13 protein-coding genes and 1 other annotated feature are annotated in these 19,627 nt (G+C 39.5%); of the genes, 12 read left to right on the plus strand and 1 reads right to left on the minus strand.

Features of this window, described 5'->3' with window-relative positions; all coding sequences use genetic code 11:
- The first annotated feature begins 13 nt into the window (after positions 1-13).
- Positions 14-254, plus strand: a binding site (T-box leader).
- Positions 255-433: 179 nt separating this feature from the next.
- From FYJ57_RS02480 to FYJ57_RS02535, 12 genes are all read left to right on the plus strand, one after another.
- Entirely contained in the window at positions 434-940 is a 507-nt protein-coding gene (locus tag FYJ57_RS02480) for a TRAP transporter small permease (protein WP_154431402.1), read from the plus strand.
- The gene (locus FYJ57_RS15765; RefSeq protein WP_328597423.1) at positions 937-3,294 is read left to right on the plus strand and encodes a TRAP transporter large permease subunit; all 2,358 of its coding nucleotides are present in this window, start codon (positions 937-939) and stop codon (positions 3,292-3,294) included. Before FYJ57_RS02480 ends, FYJ57_RS15765 begins: the two co-directional genes overlap by 4 nt.
- 538 nt (positions 3,295-3,832) lie before the next feature.
- Complete coding sequence (locus tag FYJ57_RS02490) at positions 3,833-4,846, plus strand: DUF3878 family protein (RefSeq protein ID WP_277663845.1); 1,014 nt, start codon at positions 3,833-3,835, stop codon at positions 4,844-4,846.
- Between the two features lie 82 nt (positions 4,847-4,928).
- Positions 4,929-6,131 carry a class I SAM-dependent rRNA methyltransferase gene (locus FYJ57_RS02495; protein ID WP_022173098.1) on the plus strand — a complete coding sequence of 401 codons (1,203 nt, stop codon included), beginning with the start codon at positions 4,929-4,931 and terminating at the stop codon, positions 6,129-6,131.
- Between the two features lie 53 nt (positions 6,132-6,184).
- Positions 6,185-6,901 carry a sulfite exporter TauE/SafE family protein gene (locus tag FYJ57_RS02500; protein ID WP_154431403.1) on the plus strand — a complete coding sequence of 239 codons (717 nt, stop codon included), beginning with the start codon at positions 6,185-6,187 and terminating at the stop codon, positions 6,899-6,901.
- 658 nt (positions 6,902-7,559) lie between these two features.
- Positions 7,560-7,874 carry a TnpV protein gene (locus FYJ57_RS02505; protein ID WP_262525806.1) on the plus strand — a complete coding sequence of 105 codons (315 nt, stop codon included), beginning with the start codon at positions 7,560-7,562 and terminating at the stop codon, positions 7,872-7,874.
- A 147-nt stretch (positions 7,875-8,021) separates the two neighbouring features.
- The gene (locus FYJ57_RS02510) at positions 8,022-8,336 is read left to right on the plus strand and encodes a helix-turn-helix domain-containing protein (RefSeq protein WP_154431404.1); all 315 of its coding nucleotides are present in this window, start codon (positions 8,022-8,024) and stop codon (positions 8,334-8,336) included.
- Between the two features lie 389 nt (positions 8,337-8,725).
- Positions 8,726-10,447 carry a type I restriction-modification system subunit M/S gene (locus tag FYJ57_RS02515; protein WP_235904346.1) on the plus strand — a complete coding sequence of 574 codons (1,722 nt, stop codon included), beginning with the start codon at positions 8,726-8,728 and terminating at the stop codon, positions 10,445-10,447.
- Positions 10,448-12,208 carry a type I restriction-modification system subunit M gene (locus FYJ57_RS02520; RefSeq protein ID WP_154431405.1) on the plus strand — a complete coding sequence of 587 codons (1,761 nt, stop codon included), beginning with the start codon at positions 10,448-10,450 and terminating at the stop codon, positions 12,206-12,208.
- A gap of 1 nt (position 12,209) precedes the next feature.
- The gene (locus FYJ57_RS02525; protein WP_154431406.1) at positions 12,210-13,547 is read left to right on the plus strand and encodes a restriction endonuclease subunit S; all 1,338 of its coding nucleotides are present in this window, start codon (positions 12,210-12,212) and stop codon (positions 13,545-13,547) included.
- Positions 13,544-16,645, plus strand: a complete 3,102-nt coding sequence (locus FYJ57_RS02530) for a type I restriction endonuclease subunit R (RefSeq protein WP_235904349.1) — start codon at positions 13,544-13,546, stop codon at positions 16,643-16,645. Before FYJ57_RS02525 ends, FYJ57_RS02530 begins: the two co-directional genes overlap by 4 nt.
- A 30-nt stretch (positions 16,646-16,675) precedes the next feature.
- A complete protein-coding gene (locus FYJ57_RS02535; RefSeq protein ID WP_154431407.1) occupies positions 16,676-18,643 on the plus strand; it encodes an ATP-dependent nuclease in 1,968 nt (655 codons plus the stop codon).
- Here FYJ57_RS02535 and FYJ57_RS02540 read toward each other — a convergent pair.
- The gene (locus FYJ57_RS02540) at positions 18,600-19,508 is read right to left on the minus strand and encodes an IS3 family transposase (RefSeq protein WP_154431408.1); all 909 of its coding nucleotides are present in this window, start codon (positions 19,506-19,508) and stop codon (positions 18,600-18,602) included. The genes FYJ57_RS02535 and FYJ57_RS02540 overlap by 44 nt on opposite strands.
- Positions 19,509-19,627 lie beyond the last annotated feature (119 nt).

The following is a 19,627-nucleotide window of genomic DNA, read 5'->3' on the forward strand; positions in this document are numbered from 1 at the left end:
GGTAATATAAGAAAGAAATTCAGTGAAGAGAAGAAGTAGAAACAGTGTAAGCGTTTCCAGAGAGCTGTCGGTGCTGAGAGACAGTAACCTTCCTGCTTTGAAGATCATCTCTGAGAAGGAAAGTCGAAAGAAGTGTCGAATAGGCTTTCACGGGCGTTTCCCGTTACAGAAACCGCGTATGCTGGTGCGTTGTATTCGTGCTTGTTTCAAGGAGGAAACAGGGTGGTTGCGGAATAGTTTTATCCGTCCCTAGTTTGGGACGGATTTTTTTTATGTGAACAACGAGCTAAAGTCCGTGCTTGCACGAGACTTTGGCGACTGCCGCGATCACTTGAGAAACTCGCAGAGCGTGTTTCTCATAATTGTCAAAAACACCTGAAAGAAAACGAAACCGACACGATACGGCTAGTCAAAAAACAAGGGAGGATGCGTAATGAAAACGTACAAAAAAATCATGAATGGCGTAGCTATGGTGGAAAAGCTGATTCTTGTCCTTGCTACGATCCTGATTGTGGTGCTTACTGTGGGTAATGTATTATCCCGTAAGCTCCTTCACCAGTCCTGGTCATTTACCGAAGAACTTGTCGTTGCGGTATTTGTACTGATCACACTGATGGCTGCAGCTTTGACCGCACGTGACGGAGAACTGGTCAACCTGTCACTGATTCCGGACAGACTGTCTGTGAAAGGACAGAAAGTGCTGCTGACGATCAACACGGTTCTGAGTGTTGCATTTACCGCTGTACTGTTCAAATATGGTCTGGATAAAGTTATCACTCAGCTGGAGAACGGAAAGAGAACGTTCGTACTGAACTGGCCGGAATGGATCTTCTGGTCTTTCGTGCCGATCGGAGCAGCCTGCATGGTACTTCATATAATCGAGTATTTTGTTGATTATTGTGCAAAGAGTAAAAAAGATAAGGAGGAACAGGAAAAATGATAAGTGCAGTATTGTTTGTTTCGTTTTTTGTATTTCTGATCCTTGGTATTCCGATCGGAATCTGCCTTGGATTATCATCTATCTGCGCGATCCTGTACTCCGGTACTTCACTGACGATCGTGGCTACCAATATGTATTCCGGTATCAGCAAATTTCTGTTGCTGGCGATCCCGTTTTTCGTGTTGTCCGGTAATATCATGGCAAAAGCCGGTATTTCCAAACGTCTGATTCGTTTCGTGGATACCTGCGTGGGACATACCAGAGGCGGTATCGCGATCGTATGTGTTATCGTAGCCTGCTTCTTCGGAGCAATTTCCGGTTCCGGTCCGGCAACAGTTGCCGCATTGGGTATGGTACTGATCCCGGCGATGATCGAGCGTGGCGGATTTTCCGCACCGTTTTCTACGGCACTGATGGCAACTTCGAGTTCGATCGCGATCGTTATCCCGCCAAGTATCGCATTTGTTGTATATGCATCTATCACAGGTGTATCTATTGCGGATATGTTTACCGCAGGTATCGTTCCCGGTATTCTGATGGGTGTTGCTCTGGTGATCGTTGTTATGCTGGAGGCGAGAAAAAACAATATTCAGCCTACACAGAAAAAAGCAAGTGGCAAAGAACGATGGGATGCGTTCAAGGATGCATTCTGGGGCTTCCTGATGCCGGTTATCATCCTTGGCGGTATCTACGGAAGTATTTTCACACCGACTGAGGCAGCTGCCGTGTCTGTTGTGTACGGTCTGTTTGTGGGAATATTTATTTATAAAGATATCAAGATCAAAGACCTGTGGGAGCTGATGGTAGACTCTGCGAAGACAACCGGTGGTATCATGCTGATCGTGGCGAGTGCTTCCCTGTTCTCTTTCGTATGTACCAAATTCGGTATCGCACAGGCAGCTTCCGGTCTGCTCGGAAGCGTAGCGCATAACCAGTTTGTATTCCTTCTGATCGTCAATGTGATCTTCCTGATCGCAGGATGCTTTATTGATGCAAACTCTGCAATGTACATCTTTATTCCGATCATGCTGCCGGTATGTAAGGCACTGGGATATGATGTGGTAGCATTTGGTATCGTGGCAACTGTCAACCTGGCCATCGGACAGGTAACTCCTCCGGTAGGTGTAAACCTGTTTGTTGCGATTTCTGTCAAACTGAAAAAAGGAATGGAAGTTACCATTCAGCAGATTTCCAAGGCCGTTATGCCGATGATCGGAGCGTCTGTGGTTGTACTGTTACTGATCACCTATATTCCCGGAATATCCACCTTCCTGCCGAAAGCGCTGGCCGGAGAAAATGGTGCTTACAGCGGAACGGTAACGGCTTCTTCTGACAGTGCAGATGATGCACAAGATAGCACCGGTGGTTCCGGAGATTCTTATAATGACATCGCAGATTACAGTGATCTTGGCTGGGAAGAACAGACCTGGAACTTCACCTGTTCCACCACAGAAACCAGTACCTGGGCAGAGGGTGGAAGAAAATTCGGTGAACTGATGAAAAAGGCGACCGGAGGTAAAGTAAAAGTCAATGTTTACGCAGCAGACCAGCTGACCAACGGAAACCAGTCCGAAGGTATTCAGGCTCTGATGAACGGAGATCCGGTACAGATTTCCATGCACAGCAACCTGATCTATTCTGCTTTTGACCCGAGATTTAATGTGGTATCTCTACCGTTCCTGTTTGATTCAGTAGAAGATGCAGATGCAAAACTTGACGGAGAAGCAGGAGAAAAACTGAAAGCTATTCTGGATGAATACAATCTTCACTGTATGGGAATTGCAGAAAACGGCTTCCGCCAGCTGACCAACAGCAGACAGGAAGTCAGATCCGTAGAAGATATGAAAAATCTGAAAATCCGTGTGGCAGGAAGTAACCTGCTGATGGAGTGTTATAAGAGATGGGGAGCAGATGCGACCAACATGAACTGGTCCGAAACTTATACGGCCCTGCAGCAGAAAACCGTAGAAGGACAGGAGAATCCGCTGCCGGCTATCGATGCAGCCAGTGTACAGGAAGTACAGCCATACTGCTCCCTGTGGAATGCAAACTATGACTGTCTGTTCTTCTGTATCAATGGTGATATCTATAATAGTCTGACTCCGGAACAGCAGGAAGTTATTGACGAGTGCGGAAAACTGGCTACTGACTACGAACGTGAGATCAACCGTGCCGGAGACGACGAGATCATGAGCCGCTGGCAGAAAGAAAACGGTGTGACGATCACACAGAATGAAGATATGGACATCGACTCTTTCAAAAAGGCAGTAGACGGAATCGACGAGTGGTATCAGAAAGAACTGGAAGACCAGGGATACGATGATGCCAAAGAACTGATTGCTGCTTTCCAGTAAAAAAAGGACATCAGACCAGGCAACATTGTCTGGAAGTAAAACAGATCCGGAAAACGATAAATGGTTTTCCGGATCTGTTTTTGCGTCCGGCTATTCTCATATTAAAAAATATGATATAATGAGCGTTAGCGAGCGGGAACAAACGAAGTTTGTTCATCGGGAGCGGCGAATGGCGATCATGATAGCTGCGAGAGCAGCGTCAAGCACCGCAGGTGCGAATCATGATATAATGAGCGTTAGCGAGCGGGAACAAACAAAGTTTGTTCATTGGGAGCGGCGAATGAAGATCATGATATAACAGAAGAAATAGGAATGTTTAACAAACAAATAAATAAGGAATCTCCTACCTCTAAGTATAAACGAAGGTAGGGGAGAAATTATCAAAAAGAAATGAAACGGCAGTAGCGGGCGGAGAAAAATCGGTATCCCCTACTGATATGAGGTCAAGCAACGTCGGTATTCCCGACATGTCGGACTCTGTGAAATTACCGACCGTGGATTGAAACAATAACCGATACAGAAAACGAGGAGAGTAAATGTGAAAAAACAGGAAGAAATACTTGCAGATCCCGTGGAAAAACTGAAACTGTTACTTGAACAGGGGGAATTTGAGCTTCTGGAAGAAAAGACAGAGGGAAGAATCTCTTATCGACTGATCTATCTGATGAATGATGCTGTGGAAAGTTTTCTTGTTCTTAAAAACTGTCGGATGACCGGAGAATATCTGGCAGATTATGAAGGTAAGATTGAAACGGAACTGCGGGAATATAAAGAAGAAAATGTGAAATCAGAAACAGGGTTCGTAAACCATTCTGAAAAAAATAAATATATCCTTGTGGTGCATCAGGGTGATTCGGTATGCACTCTGATGTTTACCGGTCTGGAAGAAGAAGTTCACCTGTATAATTATGGAACAATCGGTCATTTCTGGGTAAAGAGATATGAATATCTGCGTCAGCTGGAGTATACGTTTGCCATTATACGTGACAAACGGGAGTATCTGGGAGAAAGATATTGTAACAGACGGGAGCAGAAACTGGCAGCTCTGGCGGATTTTCCACCGTTGAATTATACCTGTTATCCGGCAATCAGCAAAGAATATCTCGTGGAGAGAGAAAATGCCTGGAAACCAGCCGGACAGGCTCTGTCCGTTATGGAAGAACTGCTGAAGGAAACCGGTGATAAACAGCTGTTGAGACTGGTGCGTCTGTATGCAATGTTCCCGGTGAAAATACTGGCAAGATATATAGCCATGCAGCTTCACAGAACAAAACACAGAAAGGTGGTGCAGCTTTTGCAACAGCAGGTACGACAGGCGGCAAAATACTATCCGGAACGAAAATTTTCAGGAAAAGAAGAAAAAAAGTTTCGGGAGCAGAGAAAACGGGCGCAGGACTGTGCAAGAGAATGGGAAGAAAAAGGATACCGGGTGGATATCTTCCGGGAAGAACCGTTTACGGTATCGAGAGATTCTGTTGAAGGAAAATATTATGTGATGATATGGAAAAAAGGTTTCCGGAATCAGAAAGTGAAAATAGAGGAGATTCTGTAAAACAGGTACGGAAGAATGGATATGACAAAACAACGACAAAAATAACAGACAGAGGATACAGAAGCAAAGAAAGGGAAAAAATATGAGTTACGCAGTAGTTACACTGAAAAAAGGAGAGGGACGTACACTGAAAGCAGGCGGGGCCTGGATATTTGATAATGAGATCGAGAGTATCACCGGAGGATTTGACAACGGTTCACTTGTGCTGGTACACGACTTTGATGGCTACCCCATGGGACGGGGATTCATCAATCAGAATTCCAAGATCAGAGTTCGAATGATGACCAGAAACATTCATCAGGAGATTGACGAATCATTTTTAAGGATGCGTGTAAAAAATGCATGGGAATACCGAAAAACTACAGTGGATACCTCATCCTGTCGTCTGATCTTCGGTGAAGCAGATTTTCTTCCCGGACTGACCGTGGACAAATACGAGGATGTGCTGGTGGTGGAGTGTCTGGCACTGGGCATGGAAGCATTCAAAGAAACCATCGTGAAACTGTTAAAAGAAGTGCTGGCGGAAGACGGCGTGATCATCCACGGTGTCTTTGAGCGAAGCGATGCCAACGAGCGGAAAAAAGAAGGACTTCCTAAAGTAAAAGGATGGATCGGGGAGCCGTATAAAACGGAAGTGGAGATCGTGGAAAATGGAGTACATTATCTGGTAGATGTGGAAAATGGACAGAAAACCGGATTCTTCCTGGATCAGAAGTACAACCGTCTGGCGATGCAGCGCATCTGCAAGGGAAAACGGGTGCTGGACTGCTTTACCCATATGGGAACATTTGCCCTGAACGCCGGAATTGCCGGAGCCACAGAGGTAACCGGGCTGGATATCTCTGAGTATGCCGTTTCCCAGGCAACGGAAAATGCAAAAAGAAACGGACTGGAAGACAGGGTCACCTTCCGCTGTGCGAATGTATTTGACGAACTTCCACGCCTGGCAGAAGCAGGAGAGAAATACGATGTCGTGATCCTGGATCCTCCTGCATTTACCAAATCCCGCCAGGCCACCAAAAACGCTATCAAAGGTTACCGCGAGATCAATATCAAAGGACTGAAACTGGTCAAAGACGGCGGCTACCTTGCCACCTGCTCCTGTTCCCATTTTATGACCCAGGAACTCCTTGCGAAAACGGTTCGGGAAGCTGCAAGAAGCGCTCATAAACGTCTCCGCCAGGTGGAATTCCGCACTCAGTCCCCGGATCATCCGATCCTGTGGGCGGCAGATGAGTCGTATTATTTAAAATTTTTTATTTTCCAGGTCGTTGACGAAAAGTAATTTTTTCCGAAAAATAAAAAAATATTTCAAAAAAGCCTGAAAGAGATAATAGGATGTATTTATGGATGCTTGCGGCAGTCGTCGCTTATTTTATCAAAGGTTTGTGTGGCTTTGCCAACACGCTGGTATTTACAGCAATTCTCAGTTTTGGATCGGTAAATGCCAATATTTCTCCAATTGATCTGCTGTTGGGTTATCCGGCCAATGTGATTCTTACCTGGAAAAACCGAAAAAATCTGGATCCGAAAGTGTATATCCCGTTGGCAGTCCTGGTACTGGCAGGCAGTATTCCCGGAGCATTTCTGTTGAAAAATGTGGATGCCAGAGCGATCAAGCTGGTATTTGGAGTGGTAGTAGTCGCACTGGGTGCGGAGATGCTTTCCAGAGAGTACAGCAAAAAACGCGTACCTTCCTCCCGGCTGGTGCTGGCGATCATCGGTGTGGCAGCCGGGGTTTTGTGCGGTCTCTTTGGTGTGGGCGCTTTGCTGGCCGCTTACGTCAATCGCGTGACGGACGAGGACAGCTCATTTAAGGCAAATATCAGCGCGGTCTTTATTGTGGACAACACATTTCGCATTATTTTGTACAGTGCACTTGGATTACTTACGTTTGATACGGTTCTGTCCGTCTTGAAACTGATTCCGTTTGCACTTTTGGGGCTGTTTTTGGGAATCAAATGCAGCAATCATATGGATGGAAAAAATGTTAAGAAGATTACATCGGTATTGCTGGTACTGTCCGGTATTTCGCTGATTTTGAAAAATCTTTAAAAATGCAGGAACGATCCAGGAAAAGAAGTAAAAAAATAGGATTAAACAGCAATGTGATACCGCTCCGAACCTATCTTTGCCTGCTTTGCATATATGGAATACAGGTTGCGTGTCAGTATAGTTTTGTAGCACTTGATCAGGACAAAACAGCTATTTTTCTGACCATATGGAGAAAAATCATTTTGCTGATTCCACTCATTTTCTTTTTGTCTCATATTGTTGCGAATCCAACCATCGGTGTATTTTTGGCTGAGCCGATTGCGGATTTTGTGGCTGTTTGTACGACGGGGAGTTTATTTTACAGATACTATCGGAGAGAATTAGCGGATAAGAGAGATTCATGAGGTGCTTTCTTTTGCTGCGTGCTATAATAGGACATAAAAGAACAAATGAAATTGCAAAAAGCAGAGCAAACGGATTTTCCTGTCATTCAGAAATTTTATTGGGATGTCTTTGAGAATAGAAGTCGACTTTTGTCCTGTCTTGTGTATCACGGAAGTGCCTGTTTTACAGGCTTTCCGGGACATCAGTCATTTTGGCTGGTATTGTAAAGCAGTGTCAGATTTGTCGTAAATGTCGTAAATTTGCGGTCAAAAAATGATGAGAAATGGAGAGTGCTAATAAAATGAAATTAACGTACACGAATGTAAATTGAAATCTGACTCCGAATCTTACTTATAAATCCGGTGAGCAGATGGAGCAGTTTGGCAAGTATGGATTCTTACGCAGAGATTATCTGAAGAACCATCGAAATTCAACCTACCAGGTGATGCTTTTACAGGATACAATTGGAGAACATCTTCTGGAAGTGGACAAGGCGGCCAGAGAACGGGAAGAAGTGATTCTGAAACAGTTGGAAGAAAAAGAACCATTACCGGATAAAGAGAAAGATCAGATTGCGTGGGTAAGAGCTGCTAATCAGCACAGAGCGTTTGTGGAAGAGATTATTTTGAAGGAACTGATCTATGTTTAACAAAGTTGAAGTTTGTAACTGAGGATTGAACAGGTAATTGGACAGATTAAAAAATCATTGAAAAAAGAATAAAATGTTTAGAGAAGGCGTGAGTGATAGAGATATTACTTACGCTTTCTCTTTTGAACTGGAAAGGAGGATGGGAGCATGGCACAGATTTTTCGTGTAGAGAGAACTAAGAATTTTACGGTAATGAGTAATCACCATTTCAAGAATAAGAATCTGACATTGAAAGCGAAAGGTCTATTGTCGCTGATGTTAAGTTTGCCAGATGACTGGTATTACAATATGCAAGGACTGGAAACATTGAGCAGAGATGGGATTGATTCTGTTCGTTCTGCAATTAAGGAATTAAAGCATCATGGGTATGTGGAACGTCATAGATTGCGTAATGAATATGGCTTTTATGGAGATACCGAATATATTATCCGGGAAGTTCCATTAGGAGAAGAAAATGATTAAGGGGAGAAGAGAAGTGCCTAAGGGTGAATAATCCAATTTTGGACAATCAGGCCATAGGAAATTTCTATCTCCGGACATCAGAAAATAGGAAAACCAGATATGGTAAATCCCATACTGGACAAACCGCTGCTATTAATAATCCATGTTATTAAATATGAATTATTAAAGAACCAGTAAGAAAATATATTTCGATAAATCTTATATTGCTCTTGGGACTTATAAATATTGCTGCTATGGAAATAAAAATCTACTGTCATAATAAAAGGGAATTATATTAGAAAAATATTTATGGTTATGAAAAACCAAATTTGATTATTGACAATCAAATAAACAAATGCTATAGTGAATACAAGAGAATTGATTGTGAATAACCAAAGGAGGAAACAGGGTTGAATATTTCAGTTAAAGAGTTAAAAGAAAAAGAAGGCTCGAAAGTTGAAGAGATTAGTTGGAATATTTCAAATAGGATGAGAGAACTTGGAAATACATCCGTATATGGAGGCTTTTGCTTATCGTATGTGGCGTATTTATCTTTAAAAAATAAGATAAACGATGTATATCAGTTAGTAGAATATGTGGAACTGACTTTTTCACCGGAGAGAGTCAGTTTCATAAAAGGAAATATTGAAAATTTATGGAATGTGGCAATAGAAATCGGAGAAGCATATTCAGAAGAAACACTTTTAGCAGTAGTATTGTGGTGGCCATTGCAAGGAAATAAATTTATGGGAGAATGCGAAACCCCACAGAGTGTTGTAAAGTTGGCAAATGAGATACTTCAAATTTCAAATGATAAGGCAGCAGATTTCTGTAGTGGAATTGGAACATTTCTAGTGAATGCTATAGAAAGAAATCCAGAATCACAGTTTTATGGTGTGGAGCTTGTAACTGAGGTCAAAGAAGTGGCAGAAATCAGAACGGAATTAATTTCTGATCGGGTGAAAATTGAACAAAAATCAGTTCTGGACATAGATGACAATCTGATGTTCGATAAAATATTCTGTGATTATCCTTGGGGGATAAGGGCGAAAGAGAGTATTGGAAACAACGAGGAATTAGAGGTGATATATAATGTTATACCAGAAGTACAGAAAGTAGCTGCGGGAGACTGGGTATTTATTATAAATGTCATGAATCATCTCAACAAACATGGAAAAGCGGTTGTTTCGGTGAGTAATGGAGTGACTTGGAACGGAGGAATCAATACAGTAATCCGCGAAAAATTTGTAAAAAAAGGATTTGTCGAGGCGGTGATAGCACTTCCATCCAATTTGTATTCGAATACTGGAATTGCCTGTTCATTACTGGTATTAAGCAGAAACAATAAAAATATAAGAATGATAGATGCAACGGAGATGGTCTCTGTTGGACGAAGACAGAATGTTCTTAGTGATGAAAATATTTCTAAAATTCTTGAACTATTGAATACAGATGACGATAACTCAAAGCTAGTTTTGGGTGAAGAGGTGGCAAAAAATGAATACACTCTTAATCCGTCAAGATATCTTCAAAAAGAGATGCCCATAAAAAACGGGGTAGCATTTGAATCTGTGATAAAGAACATAACAAGAGGAGCACAGATTAAAGCAACGATTTTAGATGAAATTGTATCTGATGAACCAACGAACATGCAGTATTTGATGCTGGCAAATATAAAGGATGGTATTATTAGTGATGATCTTCCTTATTTGAAAGAAATGAATCCTAAATACGAGAAATATTGTATTAAAAATGGAAGTCTCGTAATTTCCAAAAATGTATCTCCGGTAAAAATGGCAATTGCATCCGTAAAAGAAGGAAATAAGATTTTAGCAAATGGTAATCTTTATGTTATTGAGTTAGATGAAGATAAGATAAATCCTTACTTTTTGAAAGCATATTTGGAAAGTGAAAATGGAAAAGCAGCCTTATCTAGAGTAGCAGTAGGGGCTACTTTATTAAATCTGCCGGTTGAAGGATTGAAAAAAATAACAATTCCATTGCCTGACTTAAAAAGTCAGAAGATAATTGCAGATAAATATTACACCAAGATAAATGAAATAAAAGAATTGAAATACAAATTAGAAAAGGCAACAGCAGAATTAGAACATATTTATACGGAGGAAAAATAAATGGATGAAAATAATAAATTTGATGTAGTTGGAACTAATATAGCAGAGAAAGCGACAATGATCTGGAATGTAGCAGATATGCTCCGTGGCCCATTTAAACCGCATGAATATGGATTGGTAATTTTGCCAATGACAGTAGTAAAAAGATTTCATGATTGTTTATTACCGACACATAAAACAGTATTGGAACAGTATGAAAAGGTGAAGAATTTTGCTGTAATTGATGGATTTCTGACAAAAGCTTCCGGTTATCAATTTTATAACATCAGCAAATATACATTTGAATCTTTATTAGCTGATCCGGAAAATATCGAAGCAAATTTTCGAGATTATCTGAATGGATTTTCAGCAAATGTTCAGGATGTGCTGGCAAAGTTTGATTTTGATAATATTATCCGCAGAATGGTGGAAAGTAATACCTTGTATCTTGTCATAAAAGAATTTAATTCACAAAAAGGATATCTGGGACCAGATAAGATCAGTGCAGTAGACTGTGGATATATTTTTGAAGATCTGGTAAAACGATTTTCAGAGTCTTTTGGAGAAGAGGCAGGAGCACATTTTACCAGTAGAGATATCATCTATTTAATGACGGATTTACTTTTATCAGATGCAGATCTGAGTAAGGGTGGAAATGTAACAGTGTATGACATGGCGATGGGAACATCTCAGATGCTTAGCTGCATGGAAGAAAGAATTCAGGAGCTAAACACAGAGATTGGAGTTACCTGCTTTGGTCAGGAGTTTAATCCCTCTACATTTGCGATTGCAAAAGCGGATATGATGATTCGTGGGGGCGATCCAAATAATATGAGATTTGGAGATACCTTGTCAGAAGATCAGTTTAGCGGGTATCAGTTTCAGTATATTATTTCAAATCCGCCTTTCGGAATTGACTGGAAAAGAGAAAAAACAGCAGTAGAGGCAGAAGCGAAGAAAGGTGAATTGGGAAGATTTGCACCTGGACTTCCGAAGATATCTGATGGACAGCAGTTATTTGTATTAAATGGGCTTTCCAAGCTGGCTCCAAATGGAAAAATGGCGATTATTCAGAATGGCTCATCATTATTTTCGGGAGATGCCGGAAGTGGACCGTCAGAAATAAGAAGATATATTTTGGAAAATGACTGGTTGGATGCGATTGTGCAGTTAGGTACAGATATGTTTATGAATACCGGTATCAGCACTTATATTTGGATCTGTTCTAAAGATAAACCAGTACACAGAGCTGGAAAAGTGCAGTTGATTGATGCTTCGCACTGTTTTGAAGCAAGAAGAAAAAGTATCGGAACGAAAAGGAATGACATTACTGATAAATGCCGTGATCTAATTGTAAAAGCATATGGTGCATTTGAAAATGGAACTGTATATGGCGAGAAAGATGGTATTTACTGTCAGAGTAAGATTTTTGGTGCAGAAGAATTTGGATATCAGAAGATTATAGTAGAACAGCCGCAGAAAGATGAAAATGGTGAAACCATATTAAAAAAGGGAAAGCCAGTAGCTGATGTGTCTCTGCGTGACACAGAAAATGTACCGCTGACAGAAGAGATTGAGGAATATTTCAAGAGAGAAGTATTACCATATGCACCAGAAGCATGGATAGATGAAAAGAAAACGAAAAAAGGATACGAGATTCCAATGACAAGATATTTTTATGAATATCAGGCACCGGAACCAGTGGAAGAAATTGCGGTACGCTTGCATGAATTGGAACTGGATATTCAGAGTAGTTTGGATGCTTTATTTGGGGAGGAATGATATGAGTAGAGAGATGAAAGATTCAGGGGTTGAATGGATTGGAGAGATACCGGAGGAATGGAAGATAAGGAGACTAAAAGCACTACTTATTGAAAGAAATCAGAAAAATGATGATTTAAAAACAAAATTTATCTTGTCGTTAGGGGTTAACTATGGCGTAGTACCATATTCAGAAAAAGAAGGTGGTGGAAATAAAGCAAAAGAAAATTTGCAGGATTATAAAGTGGCATATCCAGGTGATATAGTAATGAATAGTATGAATATTATATCAGGCTCAGTTGGAATATCGCATTATATGGGGTGTGTAAGTCCTGTATATTATATGTTTTACCCTAGAAATAATGATGTAAATGTTAACTATTATCATTTTTTATTTCAAACAAAAGCATTTCAAAGAAGTTTGGTGGGATTAGGCAATGGAATATTGATAAAAGAAAATGAAAAAGGAAATTTTAATACAGTTAGAATGCGTATACCAGTAAACAGATTGAATGCATTATTTCTCCCAGTGCCCAATTTAGAAGAACAAAATAGAATTTCAACATTTTTAACTGATAAATGCTTAAAAATAGAGAATATTATAAAGGATACAGAGAAATCTATAGAAAAATATAAGAAACTTAAATTGGCTCTTATAACAAAAAGTGTTACAAAGGGAATTCGCAAAAATAGAAAGTTTAAAGATAGCGGATATGATTTTATAGGGCTAATTCCTGAGGAATGGGAAATATGTAAGGTAAGACATATAGGAAGATTACAAAATGGCATAAGTAAGGGAGCAGAATATTTTGGAAAAGGCTATCCGTTTGTAAGTTATGGGGATGTGTATCGCAATTACTCTTTACCAAGACAAGTAGAGGGCTTAATTGATTCAACAGAAAAGGAACAAGAAATATATTCAGTGAAAAAGGGAGATGTTTTCTTTACAAGAACATCAGAGACAATAGAAGAAGTTGGATTTTCAAGTGTATGTGAAAAGGATATACTTAATGCAACTTTTGCAGGATTTTTGATAAGACTTAGACCATTCGAACAAGAGAAGATAGATACTGAATTTTTAAAGTATTACTTTAGAAGTGAGCATCAACGGTTTTATCTTGTAAAAGAAATGAATTTAGTGACAAGAGCAAGCTTGGGTCAACCTTTACTTAAAGGAATGCCGGTACTTATTCCACCTAAAGTAGAACAAGAAGAAATTGCGAAATATTTGAACAAAAAATGCAACATCATTGATAAAGTAATACAAAAAAAAGAAGAGATGATTCAGGAAATTAGTGAGTATAAAAAATCCTTGATTTACGAGTATGTCACAGGAAAAAGGGAGGTGCCAAAATCTTGAGTATAGATGTTACAACAGAGAAACGTTTTGAAGCAGATATTGAAGAATTTTTTCTATCACCGGCAGGTGGCTACACTCATAATAACGATATGTATGATCCGCAGCTTGGCGTTTATAAAGATACTCTATTGAGATTTGTTCAGAGAACACAGCCGAAAGAGTGGAAACGTTTTCTGTTGCAGAATAAAGTGAATCCAGAACGTAAATTCTGTCTTGCGTTCAACAATGCTTGTGATATGGACGGACTTATTTCTGTATTGCGACATGGATTTAAACATAGAGGCATTCCATTCAAAGTATGTTATTTTAAACCAGAATCAGGGTTAAACCAAACAGCGGAAGCACTGTACGAAAAGAATGAAATTACTTGCAACAGACAGTGGTTTTATTCCAGTGATACACATAGTTCTGTTGATATGGTTCTGTCGGTAAATGGGATACCAGTATTTGCCCTGGAATTAAAGAATCAGTATACAGGGCAAAATGTTGATAATGCCAAGCGTCAGTGGATGTATGATCGTGACCCAAGAGAAATATGTTTTCAGTTCAATAAGAGAATCTTAGGATATTTTTGTATTGATCAGTTGGAAGTTTGGATGACAACCCGGTTGGAAGGAAAAACTACATATTTTCTTCCGTTCAATCAGGGATCAAACGGTGCTGGAAATGATGGCGGCAAGGGAAATCCTGCGAATCCGGAGGGATATCCAACATCATACTTCTGGGAGTATGTATTCCAGAAAGACAGCATGATGGATATTATCCAAAAGTTTATTCATCTGCAGGTAAAGGAAGAAAAGAAACAAATGCCTGACGGATCAGAGCAGGTTACAAAAAAGAAAAGATTAATTTTTCCAAGATATCATCAATTGGACGTTGTACGTAAATTAATTGCAGATGTGAAAGAAGAAGGTGCAGGTCATAATTATCTGATTCAACATAGTGCAGGTTCTGGAAAGTCCAATTCTATTGCCTGGACAGCTTATAGACTGGCATCCTTACATGATTCGAATGATGCATCCGTTTTCAGCAGTGTGGTTGTAGTTACAGACCGAACCGTGTTAGATGAACAGTTACAGGAAACCATTTCAGGGTTTGATCACACGATAGGGGCGGTAGAGACGATTGATGATAAAAAGAACTCAAAAGATCTACGAGATGCCATCAATAACGGGGCAAGAATTATTGTAACCACATTGCAGAAATTTCCAGTGATTTATCAGGAAGTGGATAAGGTTGCCGGAAGAAATTTTGCGATTATTGTAGATGAAGCTCATTCTTCACAGACGGGAAGTTCTGCAATGAAATTGAAAGCAGCGCTGGCAGATACAGAAGCGGCATTGAGAGAATATGCGGAAATAGAAGGAAAAGCAGAAGATGAAATAGATAGAAATGATAAACTTGTTCAGGAGATGCTGACACATGGAAAACATCCAAATTTATCCTTTTTTGCATTTACTGCGACTCCGAAATCGGCAACACTGGAGATGTTTGGAAGTCAATGGACAGATGGAAGTTTTCATCCATTTCATATTTATAGCATGAGGCAGGCGATAGAAGAAGGGTTCATACTGGATGTTTTGCAGAATTATATGACTTACAGTACATGTTTCAAAATTGCAAAAGATACACCAGAAAATCCTGAGCTTCCAGAAAGCAGAGCAACAAAAATTATAAAGAAGTATGAAAAATTGCATCCATATAATATCAGCCAGAAAGCACAGATTATCGTAGAAACCTTCAGAGAGACTACGAAACAAAAAATTGGTGGAAAAGGGAAAATGATGGTTGTCACAGATTCGAGACTGGCAGCAGTTCGATATTTCCATGAAATCAAAAGATATATAAGAGAACAACATTATGTAGATATGGATATTTTGGCTGCATTTTCCGGAACGGTGCAGGATGGAGATGAAGAGTATACAGAGTCCGGGCTGAACGTAAGGAAAGATGGAAGCCATATATCAGAAAGTCAGACAAAAGAAGAATTCCATGATAATTTCAATGTTCTGGTAGTAGCGGAAAAATATCAGACTGGTTTTGATGAACCACTGTTACATACAATGATTGTTGATAAGAAATTGAAAAATGTGAAAGCAGTGCAGACGTTATCTCGTTTAAATCGAACATGCCCTGGAAAAGTAGACACATTTGTGTTGGATTTTGCAAATAAAAAAGAAGATATTCTTGAAGCATTTCAGCCATTTTATCAGGAGACAAGTCTTGAGCAGGAAGTAAATGTGGATTTGATTTATCAGACAGAAAAAGAACTTCTGGATTATGCAATTTATAATGAAAATGATATCAAGGCATTTATTGATATATGGAATCATCCTGATAAGCAGGATGCAACTGCGATGGGAAAAATGACAAGTGTATTAAAACCGGTAGCAGATAGATACAATTTGAAAAATCCAGAAGAACGATATCAGTTTAGAAGGCAGGTAAGAAAAATATTAAGATGGTATAGTTATATAACACAAGTAGTTCGAATGTTTGACGCTGATATGCATAAGGAATATCTTTTCCTTAGTTATTTGATCGGACTCTTGCCGGAAGAAAAGGAAGAACCGATTGATTTAGATGGAAAGCTGAAACTGGAATACTATAAATTGCAGAAGACTTTTGCGGGTGCAATAAAACTGGAAAAAGTTGACGGGCAATACGTTCCGTCTAAAAAGCAAGGAGCACAGGGAATCCGACAGAAAAGCACATTGGATGAAATCTTGGATAAGATTAATGAGAAGTACAAAGGACAGTTCACAGATGGAGATCGGGTGATGCTTAGTGCTTTACACGATAAATTGATTGCCGATGATAAGCTGGCAAGTTCTGCTCGTACTTCAGATCCACGAATCTTTACGGAAAGTATTTTCCCTTCAGCTTTTGGAAATGCAGCAATGGAAAGTTATATGGAAGCGCAGGACAGCTATGGTTCTCTATTTGAGGACAAAAGTAAGTATGATGCTGTAATGAGTGCACTGGCGGGAGTGATTTACAGGGAAATGCGTTCTAAAAAGACTGTGGATTACCGGAAAATTGAGAGAGATGAGCAAGTGCAAATGGTAGCGGAAGAACCAGTTAAATATGGGAAATAAGTAAGAATTATAAAGCGTGGAGGGTGTTTTATGTATATTTCTTCAGTTTCAATTGAAAACTTTAGAGCGTTTAAAGAGAAGACCGTATTTCATTTTAATCCAGGAGTTACCGTACTTATCGGAGAAAATGATTGTGGAAAATCAACTGTTATCGATGCCATTCGTTATGTGTTAGGAACAACAGATCAATCGTGGCAGCGTGTAGAGTTATCTGATTATCATCAAGAAAATACCGTTAATGAAATACATATTACTATTACATTTTCAAACTTAACAGTTAGAGAAAAAGCAGCTTTTTTGGAGTGTTTAACGTACACAAAAGACGAAGAAATACTAATAATTAATTGGTCAGCAAAGTATATGACTAATGTAAATCCACATAGGACATTTGTAAGTGTGAATTGCGGAAGAAATGCAGATGTAGCAGCACCTTCAGCAGAAGCACGTGAATTGTTAAGAGTGACATATTTAAAGCCACTGAGAGATGCACAAGCACAAATGAAATCGGGAAGAGGATCACGTTTGGCTCAAATATTAAGTAGTATACCAGATTTGAATTTAGGTGAGCGAGAATATAAAGAAGGAATAGATATAACTTCATTGTCTCTCGCTGGAATTTTTGATTTGTCCAATCAGTTACTGGCTGAACATAAAGTGATTAAAGCTGTGAATAAGGGAATAGGTGATATTTTAAATACAGAGTTAATGCTAAATAATGATGCTGTAAAAACACAAATTACAGTCGCTGGTGATGGTAACACGGATGAAAAGAAGATATATTCATTGTTGGAAAAATTGGATTTGAATATTCAAAAAGATTCAGTATCAAATTATGGTAATGTGGGACTTGGAACAAGCAATTTAATGAGTATGGCATGTGAAATGTTACTGAATCAGGATAATAATGAATTAAGTACATTCATGTTAATTGAAGAACCGGAAGCGCATATACATGCTCAAAGACAATTGAAGCTTATACAGTCTATGCAAAAGAAAGGAGAAAATCAACAAGTAATAATGACAACGCATTCTCCTTTATTGGCATCAGTGGTAGAACTTAATAATTTACTTTTGATACAAAATCGGAAAGCTTTTTCGATGAGAGAGGGAGAAACAATGTTGGATTCTTCTGATTATAAATTTTTAGAACGTTATTTGGATGCTACGAAAGCCAATTTATTTTTTGCCAAAGGTGTAATCATTGTAGAAGGACCAGGAGAGGCTTTATTATTACCAACTCTTGCGCAATTATTGAACAGAAATTTAACAGATTATGGAATATCTATTGTTGATGTTAAAAGTACAGGTCTTCGAAGATATGCAAGGATTTTTCAGAGAAAAGAGGGAGATGAAATAAATATTCCTGTATCGTGTATTACAGATAGAGATGTAATGCCAGAATGCGCACCTGCAATTTGTCTTGATGAAAAATATAAGGATAAAGAAAATTGGCCAAAGAAAAATCGAAAATGGAAAGTAGAGTCTGAAATAAAAGACAAAGAAAAGTATATACAAGAGATTGAAAAAAAGGCAAATGGTCAAAATGTTAAAACATTTATTCCAGAGCAGTGGACGTTGGAATATGAGCTAGCTGCCAATGGATTAGGCGAAGAAATGTTGCAAACTATTGCAACTATGCTTGCAGAAAAAATTCAGGACAAAGAAAAGAACGAGGAGAAGAAAGCGGAGCTATTAGAAAAGTACACAAAAGAATATAATGAATATAAGAATAAAGAGGCTAAAGCATCTTATGTATACTCGTTTTTTTCGCATAAGATAGTATCAAAAGCGGAGTTTGCGCAAAAATTTAGTTTTGATTTGGAAAACATATTTAAGGGAAAAACAGTTGAAGAGATAGTGACAGTATTGCCAAATTATTTGGTGAAAGCTATAGAATATGTGACAATGATATTGTCAATATTGGTTGACACATTTATCTCAAAGATATCACTGCCTATGCAGCCTGTTCCAGAGATTGGTAGTATCTCTGTCGCTTAATTATCGGAGGAAGCCCACCGTTGGCAGAGCAGATCCTCCTGTTATTCCAGTAATTGATGAAGTATCTCCAAATGAGAACCTTCAGTTCTTCTATGGTCATAGTCTCCGTATTGTAGCGGTCATAGAGAAGCTCGCTTTTCATTCTGGCCCACATGCTTTCGCATCGGGCATTATCGTGGCACCTGCCACCAGCACTGTTCATGCTTTGAATAATACCGTATTTAGCAAGAGCCTTACGATAAGTTTCACTGGTATATTGTGTTCCTCTGTCAGAGTGTACAATAGCCCCTCGCAGATCAGGATATGCCAGATAGGCATTATCCAGGGTATGCTCACACAAAGTTGCTTTCATGTTGGTTTCCATTGCCAGACCAAGGACACTGGAATCAAAGCAGTCAAAGATAGCTGAAACATACAGTTTTCCATCTTTAGCCTTGATTTCTGTGATGTCAGTTACACATTTTTCAAGTGGCTTATCAGATTTGAAATCTCGCTTCAGAAGATCATCTGACTTACGAGCTTCCCGATCAGCCTTGGTAATACCATTCGGCTTACGCTTTGGTTGATGACTAAGGCCAATTTCATCCATGACCCTGTAGACGGTTCGCTCACTAGGAATCTTGAGTCCTTCCGGTTTCTTAAGGAGAAGTGCCTGATACATGCGAATACGCCCATAGGTATCATTACATTCATCCTCTGTATTGATTGCTCTCATAGCATCAGCGAGATCCTGATATTTCCAGGGGCGATCTTTATAAGCAAGATATTTGTAGAACCCCTGGCGGCTAACGCCAAGCATCCGGCAATAGAATGAAAGTTTTCCCTTAATCATGCCGTCTTCCGTTTTTATGGCAATGAACATCATTCTTTGGTTCTTGCTGACTTCCGACGGCTGGCTGCGAAAAAAGCACTTGCTTCCTCGAGAAATTCATTTTCCTCTTTCAGACGCCGGATTTCTTTATCCTGATCCTTAACGCGTTTGCG

The organism is Oliverpabstia intestinalis (assembly GCF_009696065.1).
Lineage (GTDB): Bacteria > Bacillota > Clostridia > Lachnospirales > Lachnospiraceae > Oliverpabstia > Oliverpabstia intestinalis.